The organism is Siminovitchia terrae (assembly GCF_003605405.2).
Classification (GTDB): Bacteria; Bacillota; Bacilli; order Bacillales; family Bacillaceae_C; genus Siminovitchia; species Siminovitchia terrae.
In genome coordinates this window covers 35,387-47,582 of sequence record NZ_QYTW02000022.1, presented here as the reverse complement: position 1 = coordinate 47,582, position 12,196 = coordinate 35,387, and the positions used below count along the sequence as shown (strand labels likewise).

General features: G+C 41.8%; 11 protein-coding genes. 1 reads left to right on the top strand and 10 read right to left on the bottom strand.

Features of this window, described 5'->3' with window-relative positions:
- Positions 1–9: 9 nt before the first annotated feature.
- The 10 genes from D5F11_RS18445 to D5F11_RS18400 all read right to left on the bottom strand — a co-directional run bounded on the left by D5F11_RS18445 (position 10) and on the right by D5F11_RS18400 (position 11,073).
- Positions 10–486, bottom strand: a complete 477-nt coding sequence (locus D5F11_RS18445) for a cell wall elongation regulator TseB-like domain-containing protein (protein WP_120117413.1) — start codon at positions 484–486, stop codon at positions 10–12.
- A gap of 204 nt (positions 487–690) precedes the next feature.
- Positions 691–3,495, bottom strand: a complete 2,805-nt coding sequence (dinG, locus tag D5F11_RS18440) for an ATP-dependent DNA helicase DinG (RefSeq protein WP_120117412.1) — start codon at positions 3,493–3,495, stop codon at positions 691–693.
- 89 nt (positions 3,496–3,584) lie between these two features.
- On the bottom strand, positions 3,585–4,430 hold the full coding sequence (gene panC, locus D5F11_RS18435; RefSeq protein ID WP_120117411.1) for a pantoate--beta-alanine ligase: 846 nt from the start codon (positions 4,428–4,430) through the stop codon (positions 3,585–3,587).
- Positions 4,431–4,777: 347 nt separating this feature from the next.
- Positions 4,778–5,614: a 3-methyl-2-oxobutanoate hydroxymethyltransferase gene (gene panB, locus D5F11_RS18430; RefSeq protein ID WP_120117410.1), complete on the bottom strand. Its 837-nt coding sequence runs from the start codon at positions 5,612–5,614 to the stop codon at positions 4,778–4,780.
- A gap of 284 nt (positions 5,615–5,898) precedes the next feature.
- A complete protein-coding gene (locus D5F11_RS18425; RefSeq protein WP_185830780.1) occupies positions 5,899–6,879 on the bottom strand; it encodes a biotin--[acetyl-CoA-carboxylase] ligase in 981 nt (326 codons plus the stop codon).
- Positions 6,864–8,057 (bottom strand): CCA tRNA nucleotidyltransferase, encoded by a 1,194-nt coding sequence (locus D5F11_RS18420; RefSeq protein WP_120117408.1) that lies wholly within the window; start codon positions 8,055–8,057, stop codon positions 6,864–6,866. The genes D5F11_RS18425 and D5F11_RS18420 overlap by 16 nt, the downstream gene beginning before the upstream one ends.
- A 4-nt stretch (positions 8,058–8,061) precedes the next feature.
- On the bottom strand, positions 8,062–9,201 hold the full coding sequence (bshA, locus tag D5F11_RS18415; RefSeq protein WP_120117407.1) for an N-acetyl-alpha-D-glucosaminyl L-malate synthase BshA: 1,140 nt from the start codon (positions 9,199–9,201) through the stop codon (positions 8,062–8,064).
- Positions 9,198–9,914, bottom strand: a complete 717-nt coding sequence (gene bshB1 / locus D5F11_RS18410; protein WP_185830779.1) for a bacillithiol biosynthesis deacetylase BshB1 — start codon at positions 9,912–9,914, stop codon at positions 9,198–9,200. The genes bshA and bshB1 overlap by 4 nt, the downstream gene beginning before the upstream one ends.
- 12 nt (positions 9,915–9,926) lie before the next feature.
- On the bottom strand, positions 9,927–10,733 hold the full coding sequence (gene dapB / locus D5F11_RS18405) for a 4-hydroxy-tetrahydrodipicolinate reductase (protein WP_120117406.1): 807 nt from the start codon (positions 10,731–10,733) through the stop codon (positions 9,927–9,929).
- The gene (locus D5F11_RS18400; RefSeq protein WP_120117405.1) at positions 10,726–11,073 is read right to left on the bottom strand and encodes a nucleotide pyrophosphohydrolase; all 348 of its coding nucleotides are present in this window, start codon (positions 11,071–11,073) and stop codon (positions 10,726–10,728) included. Before D5F11_RS18400 ends, dapB begins: the two co-directional genes overlap by 8 nt.
- Before the next feature lie 141 nt (positions 11,074–11,214).
- Between D5F11_RS18400 and D5F11_RS18395 the strand changes: the two genes are divergently transcribed.
- Positions 11,215–12,090, top strand: coding sequence for a YitT family protein (locus D5F11_RS18395; RefSeq protein WP_120117404.1), 876 nt, complete (start codon positions 11,215–11,217; stop codon positions 12,088–12,090).
- The last annotated feature ends 106 nt before the right edge of the window (positions 12,091–12,196 follow it).

The following is a 12,196-nucleotide window of genomic DNA, read 5'->3' as shown; positions in this document are numbered from 1 at the left end:
TGCTTCCTTTTATAGATTTTCTATTTTTCTCCACCATTTTCCAGAATCAAAGTGGATGTAATAATAATTCAAGTTGGAGTTTTCATCCAAATAAGACAATTCCCAGACAGGCAGTTCCTTTTCCATTCCAAGCCTGACACCCAGAACTTCTTTAGGCTTCTTCTCACTCAGCAATTTATTGAGCGCATCCTGTTTTGAAACACCATCTGACATTTTCTTCACATGGACTTTTTCTTTTTTATTAGCAGGAATCCAAGCAGCCATTTCCTGGCCTTTGCTGTTTTTCCCTATTACAGCATAGTAAGTACTTGAACCATTATATAAATAAAACTCGTCCACATCTTTAATATCTGTTTCCTTCTTAAGCCTTTCCTCTGCAGCAACCCTTGCTTTCTTTATGGGTGCCTTCGCTTTGCTATATACGCATCCGCCAATTCCTACAATAAGTAAAATGCAGGAGAGAATAATTGCGAGCCATTTATACATGTGCATCCCTCGTTCATGCAAAAAATCTTCGTTATATTGAGCACGCATTCCTCAATACACATATTTTGTTACTTATAAGCGGCTTGTTTTATGCCACAATATTAGTAAGCAACGCGGTATCCCGTCATCATTATATCATGATGACGCCGTCGTTTTTTAAAAAATCTAGTCCACAATTGTAAGACGTCGCTTTTTCGCGGCGTTTTACTTTTTCTTCAACCACTGCTCAACTGAAGGGATAAGGTCACTTAATGGTCCCTTTTCAATCCCTACGGAAGGAATGGACCTAAGAAAAGCTTTTCCGTATACGGTTGTCATGATTCTCTGATCAAAAACAAAGAAAACACCACTATCCGTTTTTTTTCTGATTAAGCGTCCAAACCCTTGTTTGAATTGAATAATCGCTTCTGGGAGAGAGTAGGATGAGAATGGATTTTTGCCGCTTGCCTGTACAGACTCCAACTTTGCAGCCGTGACCGGATCATCGATTGGAGAAAATGGCAGTCTTACAACGACGATGCAAGACAAATTTTCTCCTGGAATATCAATCCCTTCCCAAAAACTGTTTGTGCCCAAAAGAATCGCTTTTTGAAACTGCTGGAAGCTTTTCACAAGCCTGCTCCTGCTTCCTGATGAAACGCCGTGTCCCAAAAGTACAAAATCTGCCAGTTCATTACTGTCGTAGAGCAATTCATACGTTTTTCGCAGCATTTCATGAGATGTAAACAGCACGAGCATCCGCCCTTCTGCTGCATTTGCAATAGCAATCAAATGACAGGCTATTGATTCTGCGTACTCTTCCATTGGTGTTGCGCTGATATCTGGAAGGTCTGTCGGGATAAACAGCTTCACCATCTGTTGATATGGAAATGGAGAAGCAATTTTGGTTTCGATCCTGTCAAATGAATGAATACCAATCTCATCATTAAAAAACTTGAACGTATTATTGGTCGTCAAAGATGCAGACGTCAAGACAACACTTTTATTGGCCTCAAAGAGCTTTTCAGCTAAAAAATGGTCTATATTTAACGGCTGTCTGTGAATGCTCGTTCTGTTTGCTAAGATTTTTTGATCGCTTTCCAGCCAGATTACCTCATTTGCTATGGTTTGTGACAGCAAATATTTAACCTGTAGCCCTATTTCAGCCCATTCATCATAAAAACCTGTCATTTCTTCCAAAAACGCCAATTCTGCTGACGAAAGAGATGACTGCATTTTTTTGATCAGAGAAAGCCTCTCATCCATTCCTTCCGAAATAAGCTTATGGAAATCCAAAAAGCGTTCAGCACACAACATGACTCTCTGCCAGCTGGCTGAAGATCGAATGTTTTCAGATACCCTCAGCTTAGCTCTCCTATTCTTTTCCTTGCGGGACTGGTTATTCTTGAGGAATTGACTCAACAATATAAATAAATCATCTGTTTCCGCTTCAAGCTCTTCTATCGCCCTGTCCACCAGGAAGGTATGCCTGGAAAGAGTCGCATTCAATTTGGCTGTATACTTTTCAAGGACGTAAAAACGCTTCTTTTTTTCAGTTGTTCCCAATTTTCCCAGCAAAAACTTAATATGCTGATAATCAAGCTGTCGTCCAAGGTTAGTCCTGACCGATTTTTCCAAGTGATGTGCCTCATCAATCACAACATAACGGCTTTTTGGCAATATTTGATGTTTCAAATCAGCGATAAGCATGGAATGGTTTGTAATAATGATTTCGGCATGTTCGGCAAGGCTTTTGGAATGTAAATAAAAATCATGAGAAGCCCAAGGGTCACTGTATTGATCAACAAAAGAACCATCATTGCAGATCCTTTTCCAATAAAGTTTCCCTCCGCTTGATAGGTTCAATTCATCCATATCCCCTGTTTCCGTCTCCAGAAGCCAAACCAAAATCTTCATTTTGGTGATCGTTTCATCGTAGGAAGGATCTGGCTCCATAAGTGTCTGTTCAAACTTTAGCATATTGATATAATGCTTTCTGCCTTTGATCAGAGCAGTCCTAAATGAAAATGGGATTGCCTCTTTCAGTACTTTTATTTCTTTCTCCAAAATCTGATGCTGTAATTGAATCGTGTACGTACTAATGATCACTTTTTCCTGTTTAGCAATCGAAAAATATATACTCGGAAGCAAATAAGCAATCGTCTTCCCGATCCCAGTACCTGCCTCTATTACAGCATGCCTATCAGCACAGAAGGAATTATGAACGGTGTCCATCATATCAAATTGTCCATTCCGCGGTTCAAATTCTTCCATGTATGGCTGAAGAAGTTTAATTTTATCATCCGGCTTTTCGGGATAGTCAAACGAGCGGATTGGAGTCTCCTTAGTCGGTATCTCTTTTTTCTTCAACACAATACCGCGAAACAAATCGAGATCATTAGGAAGTTTCTCCAGCAGGCTATCCTTTTCTTTCCTAACCGATTCAAAAAAAGAAAGCATGTTGCTGTTTAGTTTCTTTGATAATTTACAAAGCCTATCCAAGGTTTCGATCGGGAGACTTTTTGCTTTTTCCAACAGCATCAACAATAATTCTGCTGTAGCAAGGGCGTCACTGTCCGCCTGGTGCGGTGTGATATGCTCAAGCTCCATTTGATCAGAAAGCTCTTCCAGTTTATAACTGTTTGCCTCAGGAAGGAGGATATTGGCTAATTCAACCGTATCCAAGGTTTTTTTTATGGGACTGGTTAAACCAGCCGCTTCCAATTCCCCGGCTAAAAAACTGTGGTCAAACTTAACGTTATGGGCCACAAAAACTGCCCCTTCCAATAAGGAATGGACCACTCCGGCAATTTCCTTGAATTTTGGTGCTTTGGCTACTTCTTCCTCTCCGATGCCTGTCAATTCTTTAATAAAAGAAGGGATGGGCACTTCGGGATTGACAAAAGAAGTATATTGATCCATGATACGTCCGTTTTCGACAACCACTGCCGAAATTTGCATCACTCTGGATCCTTTAACGTATGAATTTCCCGTTGTTTCAACATCTACAACGACATATTTGTCTGCCATCCGCTTCACACCTTTAATACTATAAACAATCGTTGCTCTTAGTTAGTTTACCATATATGAGCCCTCTTTCCACCCAAAATCAAAACCAATTATATATCAATAATAATATTGTCAATGAGCCTCGCTTTGGAAAATTTAACAGCAGCTGCAATAATCACTTTACCTTTTGGAGACGCAATCTGCTCCAACTCAGGAAAGCTTAATAACTCAACATAATCAATGTCGGCCTTCATATTTGCTTTCATATAATCCTTCACTTCACCAATAATAGCTTCAATGTCCTGGACACCGTTGCTTATTAATTCTTTTGCTTTCTGCAAGCTTTTATATATAGCAGCTGCCTGAATCCGCTCTTTATCATTTAAGTAGACATTTCTTGAACTGACCGCTAACCCGGAAGATTCCCTGACTGTCTCGACAGGAACAAGCTTAAGGGGAAAATCGAGATCTTCAACAAGACCAGATACAACAGCAAATTGCTGTGCGTCTTTTAAGCCGAAATAGGCACGATCAGGCAGTATGATATTAAAAAGCTTCGACAATACCATCACAACCCCGTCAAAGTGGCCTGGCCGGTTGATTCCACAAAGGGCATTGGTTCTCCTTAATACAGTCATTCCTATGGATTTTTCGTTACGATACATATTTTCCAGGCTCGGCATAAATAAGATGTCAACCCCGGCTTCCTCCGCCAGCTGTTTATCTCGTTCAGGGTTTCGGGGATAAGCATCATAATCTTCTCCCGGGCCAAATTGAAGCGGGTTGACAAAAATACTCATGATGATGATATCATTGCTTTTTTTGGCTTCCTTGACAAGTTTCAAATGTCCTACATGCAAATAGCCCATTGTCGGGACAAAGCCTATCGATTTTCCCTCTGCTTTATGCTGTTTCGCCAGTTGTTGCATTTCCTGCTTTGTCGTGATTGTGATCAACTCATTTTCCTCCTAAAAAAGCGCAAACTCCTTGCCCAGCACGGCCAAACAAGACGATCCAGAGGAGACTGTTCTTCAGTCTCCTCTGGGAAACGACTTGTGACCTCGAGGGCTAGGCGCTGGCCGCCTCAAACCGCCACATCCTGTGGTTTCGGTGGCACTAGTACTTCCTGTACGTCGGCAGGCTTAAATCGCGACTTCCTGTCGCTTCGCTTGCACTAGCACGTCCTGTACGTCGGCAGCTCAGATCGCGACATTCTGTCGCTTCGCTTGCACTAGAACGTCATGTACGTCGAAGCTGAACAAAGAAAAATTTCTTTTATATAAAATTTTCCATAGCAAGATACTTACTTTCCTCCGTACAAAGAAGACAGTTCTTCCTGCTTCATTTCAAATGTATGTTGCTGAAGATCGGGAAACACACCTGATTTTACTTCTTCTACATATTTCCCAATACCTGCTGATGCTTCAAAATCTATATCTGCAAATTTTTTAACAAACTTGGGGACGCGGTCTACGCCGAATGTAACAACGTCATGAAAGACAAGAACTTGTCCATCTGTATCAGGCCCTGCACCAATCCCGATGACGGGGATATTGATTTGGGAAGCGACTTCTTTTCCTAATTGATGCGGTATACATTCCAAAACGATGGCAAAAGCGCCAGCCTCTTCACATTTTTTCGCCTCTTCAATCAATTCGGAAGCAGCTTCAGCTGTTTTTGCCTGTACCTTATATCCGCCGAGCACTCCCGCTGTTTGCGGTGTCAATCCAAGATGCCCCATGACAGGCACGCCTGCATTTGTCAGAGCCCTGATCGTTTCAACCACTTCTCCCCCGCCTTCAATCTTAACAGCATGTGCCCCGCTTTCTTGCATGATTTTACCTGCAGCCCTCAGAGCCTCTTCTTTGCTGATATGAAACGTCATAAATGGGAGATCAGTGACAATAAATGTGTCCTTCGCACCTCGCTTAACCGCTTTTGTGTGATGGATCATATCATTCGTTGTAACGGGTACTGTCGAATCATAACCCAGCACAACCATCCCTAGGGAATCGCCAACAAGAATCATATCCACTCCTGCTTCTTCCGCGAGCTTCGCCTGCGGGTAATCATAAGCAGTAAGCATCGCAATTTTTTCCCCAGCTTGTTTCATTTTCAAAAAATCTGTTGTTGACTTCATTTTGTTCATCCTCCTTTTTTGTAGAGGATACGAAATGAAACAGAGTAGCAGCACTTTGAATGCAAAAGGAGTCCTCTCCAAAAAAGGCAGAAGGACTCCGTAACTGTCACTCGTTCGTTTCGGTCCTCTGTCCCCGTCCTTTTAGAGGATCAAGGCAGAATTAATCGTTTTTTCTTATATTTTGTGGTGCAGCTCAAAATATGATACCGCCCAAAAAAAGTATAGCAAATATTTCGTCGAATGACCAACAAAAGTGGAAAGTTGCCCATGATGGCAAAAGAAATCTATGTTTGCTGTATATCGGCAGAATATATATTGTGGATGACGCCCTCATCATCCTCAATTCTCAAAACTCCTTCATCAGTAATGCCTATTGCCCGTCCAGCAATTACACCTGTTACTGTGGTGGCTTTGACCCTCTTCCCGATACTAACAGCATAGCTTTCCCATAAAATACGAATAGGCCTAAATCCTTCAGTTACATATATTGAATAATAACGTTCGAAATTTTTTAAAAAGGCTTGGATCAATCTAGCACGTGGAATCTTTTCTCCTTTTTCGATAAAAAGTGATGTAGCCGTCTGTTCAACAGCCGGTGGAAAATCATCCGGCTCATGATTCGCATTCATTCCGATTCCAATGATTAAAGAGGAAATTTTATCGGATTCAGCCTGCAGCTCGGTTAATATCCCAACCACTTTTTTACCATTAATTAACACATCATTTGGCCACTTTATTTCTGGCGTAATCCCTGTAATCTCTTCTATGGCACGAGCAATTGCAACAGCTGTGACCAAGGTAAATTGGGGAGCTTGTTGCGGCGGCAGATCTGGCCTTACAATGAGGCTCATCCAAATCCCTTTGCCGCTTAGAGAATACCATTCCCTTCCTAGCCTGCCTCTTCCGGATGTTTGCTCTTCTGTAATGACGAGTGTACCTTCTGGCGCTCCATCATACGCTAACTGGTGAGCTGCTTTTTGGGTGGAGCCAAGAGATTCATAATAGTGGATATTTCTTCCAAACTTGTCGGTTTCAAGTCCAAAAAGGATGTCATTTTCAGTTATGTCTTCAGGAGTACTGACAATCCTATACCCTTTGTTTCTGACGGCTTCCAATACAAAACCGTCCTTCCTTAGTTCCTCAATATGCTTCCAAATGGCCGTTCTGGAACAGCCGATGATTTCTGCCAGAGTCTGTCCTGATAGAAATTCTCCTCCCGCTCCTGAAAGAGCCTCAATTAATTGCTGTCTTATAGAAGTCCGCAAGCTTTTATCCACCTCCTGATTTGATCTTTATCGTTGGCAACATCTTCGTTTAGGACTGCTTGAATGATGTTCTCCAACAATTCCTTCACCCAGGGGCCTCCTGGAGCATCAGCCCACATTAACAAATCATTTCCTGTCACAGCCAACTGATTCCTGGCTTTGATCGTGAGCTGATCAAAATGGTCATTGACTTGCTTGACGGAGCTATCCACCGGCTTGTGCTGTATGGTTTGGTAAACAGTCTCTACAAGTACGGCTATATCCCTTCCAGCCATAAATAAATGATAGGCAGACCAATCATGATGAATTCTCAGTTTTAAAAAATCCAATGCCCGGAGCAATACCTTTATTTTTTTTGCAGGAAGCTTCCATTCTTTGAGCTGTTTGACACTATCGACTGTATGAGAAAAATGCAAAGCTAACAGCCACATCTGATTTTCATTCAAGGTTGAAACACTATAATCCAGACTTGTTACAAGAACATCTCTTTCGTTGAATAAGGAAGGTAAATATTGATAAAGCCCGCTTTTTAACAGGATTAAAAAAGCGTCCGTTTTGTAGGGGCCATCCAAAATTTTAGCCATTTCAGACATGATTCTCTCCACAGCGATATGCTGCAGCAGATGGGCATAAGTCCCAATTGCTTTTTCCGTTTCCGATTCAAGCCGAAAACCGAGCTGGCTTACAAAGCGGATTGCCCTCATTAAACGCAAAGCATCCTCTTGAAACCGTTCATCGGCAGAACCGACTGTTACAATTAACTTATCCTTCAATGCTTTTTGTCCTTCAAATGGATCGACAAGCGAACCATTTTTATCCATGGCTATCGCATTCATTGTAAAATCACGGCGTTTCAGATCTTCTGTTAAGTGGCGAACAAAAGAAACGGACTCAGGCCGCCTGTAATCCTTATAGTCTGCCTCTGTCCGGTAGGTAGTGACCTCAAACCCCTGTCCTTTTCTAATTACAATAATGGTGCCGTGAGCAATGCCGACATCCACAGTCTTTGGAAATATGGCTTTCAATTCTGTAGGAGTTGCGGAAGTGGCGATATCTACATCATGAATTTCTTTCCCAAGCAGAAAGTCCCTGACCGAACCACCTACAAAATATGCTTCATATCCTGCCTTTTGAATATTCTCGATAATCGGCAGTGCCGACAAAAATGGTTCTTTCATGATTTCAGCCTTCTTTCTTACTGCCAAGAACGGACTCGTATACATCCTCGTATTGAGAAACAATCATTTCAGAAGCAAAACGCTCTGCTGGAACAGACATTGCCTGCCTGGAAAAACGGTTCAGCAACTCATCGTTTTTCAGCAAAAGCAACGCTTTATCCGCAACATCGTCAGTATTGCCGAGCTCGCATAAAAAGCCATTATATCCATCTTCAATTACTTCCGGAATGCCGTCGATCCTTGTTCCGATGCACGGAACACCGCACGCCATCCCCTCTAGGGCAACAAGGCCAAAGCTTTCTTTTTCCGATAAAAGAAGCATGAGGTCACTTATCGAATAGAGTTCTTCCAAATGATCCTGCCGACCTAGGAACAACACTTCTTTATCCAAAGATAGTTTTTCTACAAGTCCGCAAATATCTGTCATTTCAGGCCCATCGCCGACGAGAAGTAATTTGGCCTTTATTTTAGACGCAATTTTTGAAAAAGCGATGACAACATCACGGACTCTTTTTACTTTTCTAAAGTTGGAGACATGAATCACCACTTTTTCTTCTTGAGAAATTCCATACGCCTCTTTCAAGCCATCTATGTTCACCTTTTGATAGATCCGATCATCAATGAAATTGTGAATCACTTTTATTGATTGATCAGGGGCTACCAGCTCTTTTGTTTGAGCGGCCAATGCATGTGATACCGCGGTAACCCGGTCTGACTTTTCAATTCCGAACTTGATCGCTTCCGCCAGGGTTGAATCATACCCCAAAACTGAAATATCTGTCCCATGTAAAGTCGTTACAATCTTTACATCTGTACCGGACATTTGTTTGCCCAAAATCGCGCAAACTGCATGTGGAATAGCGTAATGCACATGTAAGATATCAAGCTTTTCCCTTTTGATAACCTCCGCCATTTTACTTGCCAACGCAATATCATAAGGAGGATATTGAAAAAGCGAATATTGATTGACTGTTACCTGGTGAAAAAAAATATTATGATGCCATAGGTTCAGCCGAAATGGAATATTTGAAGATATAAAGTGAATCTTATGGCCTCTTTCGGCCAGGTGTTTGCCCAGTTCCGTTGCCACCACACCGGAACCGCCCACCGTCGGATAACAGGTAATGCCTATGTTTAGTTTCATAATCCTTCCCCAAATATATTTTGATTGATTAAAAGTGGACGGTCTATTTTAAATCCTTCTGCAAAAGTGACTCCCGCTTCCACTCCGTAGATTCTCTCTCTTGCTTCAACTCTTTCTAAATAACCATCGGTTAATGGCGTTTTAACACCCGATTCGCCTGGTAGGAATTGCGACTGATATGCTTGAAGTGCTGAGAGCTTTTGGTCCATGAACCCGGATATATCCAAGACAAAATCCGGGCGCGGCTGGCTGTTAATAAAATAATAGAACAGATTATTTGGCTTATGGGCACTATTTCCGCCAGGGGTCTCAAACTTTTTGATCCCTGCAGAAAAGAATGCTTCCTTTACCAATTCAGCGCAGCGTCCATGATCAGGATGTCGATCTTCAGAAAATGGAGCAAATACAAGGGTTGGGCTATACTTTCTAATCAAGTCGACTATCTGACGGATGTACTCATCTTTCATATACAAGCCGCGGTCTGGCAATTGCAGATTTACTCTTTCAAGGACACCCATCCTGCTTGCAGCTTCTGAAGCTTCCTGTAACCTTGTCTCCACTGTTCCATTAGAGGATAGCTCCGCCCTCGTCAAATCGCATATCACTACGTTCCTGCCGGATGCTGTCCATTTATATATAGATCCGGCCATTCCGATTTCCACATCATCAGAATGGGCGCCGAAAGCGAGTACATCGATTTTTTTTTGAATCAACTGGATCCCACCTTAATCTAAAATGGATTCAAGTCCATAAACCAGAGTATCCAATCCCATGACGGTTTCGACGGATACTTTTACACCAGACATGAAAGAAGCGCGATTATAAGAATCATGCCTGATTGTCAAGGTCTGTCCGCCCGCTCCGAACAGGACCTGTTGATGAGCAACCAATCCAGGAAGCCTTACACTGTGGAGCCGCATGCCTTCAAAATCCGCTCCCCGTGCTCCCTCGATTGTTTCTTTTTCATCTTCATGCCCCTGCTTTTTGGGTTTCCGGTTATTTGTAATCATTTCCGCGGTTTTTATAGCTGTACCTGAAGGTGCATCCAGTTTTTGATCGTGATGCATCTCTATTATTTCTACATCATCAAAGTATTTAGAGGCCATTTCTGAAAACTTCATCATCAGAATGGCGCCAATGGCGAAGTTTGGAGCAATGATGCATCCAATTCCCTTTTGTTCGGCCAACTCCTTTAATTCATCTAGCTGTTCAGGAGTAAAACCTGTTGTTCCCACCACTGGTCGAACATTATGTTCCAAGGCGTTTTTTGTATGTATATATCCTCTTTCAGGAGTCGTCAAATCTATTAGAACATCCGCATTCGCCTGTTGAAAGCATTCTGCCGGGTCGATAAATACAGGAACATCCAAACCTGCAAAACCTTCCACTTCTGAAAGGAGTTTGCCTTCATTTTTTCTATCAATCACTGCTGCAAGTTCAAAATTTGGTGTCTCTTTTACAAGCTGAACAGCTTCTTTTCCCATACGGCCGCGCGGGCCCGCTACTATTACTCGGATCGTTTCATCACTCATCAAAATCACCTTCATCCTTTTTTGTCCATCTGTCTTTATCTCTCGTTTTAAATTTATGCATCACTTGATCATGAGCTGTCTGCAGATCAATATCAAGCGAATTCGCCAGGCAAATGATAACGAAAAGCAAATCTCCCAGCTCTTCTTGAACTGTATTTTCTTTTTCGTCGCTTTTTTTCTGCTTCTCTCCATAATAGTGGTTGACTTCTCTGGCTAGCTCACCAAGTTCTTCTGTTAACCTGGCAGTCATTGCGAGCGGGCTAAAGTACCCCTCCTTAAACTGTCCGATATATTCATCCACTTCATTTTGGAGTTGCCTAACTGTTTTATTTTCTTTCATTTTCCTCACCTTCTTACCATATGTTAGCTAATTCTTTTTTCATATACAAACGAAAGCGCTCAATTGATGGAAGTTGCTGATATAATCCTGTATTGGTTATAATTAGAATTCCAAAAACATTTTGTGCCAGGGGGCGTAGTGGTGCTTTTCCAATTAAAAATAAAAAATATTCTTTTGATTCTTTTGGGAGCAGCAATTTTTGCATTTGGACTAGTACATTTTAATATGCAAAATAACTTAGCCGAAGGCGGATTTACAGGAATTACCCTTCTTCTGTACTTCTTATTCCAAATTGACCCTTCGTATAGTAACTTAGTATTGAACATTCCTCTCTTTGCGATCGGGTGGAAGCTGCTTGGAAAAAAATCCTTTCTATATACAGTAATAGGAACCGTAGCGGTTTCTATATTCCTCTTCATCTTTCAAAGATTTCAAATCGCTATTCCGTTAGATGGAGATCTTTTTCTTGCAGCCCTGTTCGCCGGAGTATTCGCCGGTATCGGTCTCGGTATCATTTTTCGTTTTGGCGGAACAACCGGCGGTGTAGATATTATCGCACGACTCATCTTTAAATATAAAGGAATTAGCATGGGAAGGACAATGTTTACATTTGATGCGACCGTTATTCTTGTCTCCCTTTTAACTTATTTGGATCATAAGGAAGCTATGTATACCCTGGTTGCTGTTTTTGTCGGCGCCCGAGTAATCGACTTTATGCAAGAAGGAGCTTACGCTGCAAGAGGGGCTATGGTCATATCTGAGAAGCATTATGACGAATTGGCAGCTGCCATCATGAAAGAAATGGGCAGAGGAGTCACCATGCTAAAAGGTTACGGCTCATTCACAAAGGAAAAACGCGAGGTTCTATACTGCGTAGTAGGCAGGAACGAAATAGTGAATTTGAAAAGAATCATACATGCCATTGACCCCCATGCTTTCGTTTCCGTGATTGTCGTCCATGATGTAATGGGAGAAGGATTTACTCTTGACGAAAACAAACGACCTATTGATTTATAAAGGAGATACAGAGTCGTTTTGAAAGAATAAAAAAGTCGAAACAGTAAAAGTAACCTGTTTCGACTTTTTCAGCTTATTGTTCATGGTACGGTTCGAGCATATATTT

Coding starts and splice junctions, on each gene's coding strand:
- D5F11_RS18445 (WP_120117413.1), bottom strand. CDS start 486: ATGTATAAATGGCTCGCAATTATTCTCTCCTGCATTTTACTTATTGTA.
- dinG (WP_120117412.1), bottom strand. CDS start 3,495: ATGGCAGACAAATATGTCGTTGTAGATGTTGAAACAACGGGAAATTCA.
- panB (WP_120117410.1), bottom strand. CDS start 5,614: ATGAAGTCAACAACAGATTTTTTGAAAATGAAACAAGCTGGGGAAAAA.
- D5F11_RS18420 (WP_120117408.1), bottom strand. CDS start 8,057: ATGAAAGAACCATTTTTGTCGGCACTGCCGATTATCGAGAATATTCAA.
- bshA (WP_120117407.1), bottom strand. CDS start 9,201: ATGAAACTAAACATAGGCATTACCTGTTATCCGACGGTGGGCGGTTCC.
- dapB (WP_120117406.1), bottom strand. CDS start 10,733: ATGAGTGATGAAACGATCCGAGTAATAGTAGCGGGCCCGCGCGGCCGT.
- D5F11_RS18400 (WP_120117405.1), bottom strand. CDS start 11,073: ATGAAAGAAAATAAAACAGTTAGGCAACTCCAAAATGAAGTGGATGAA.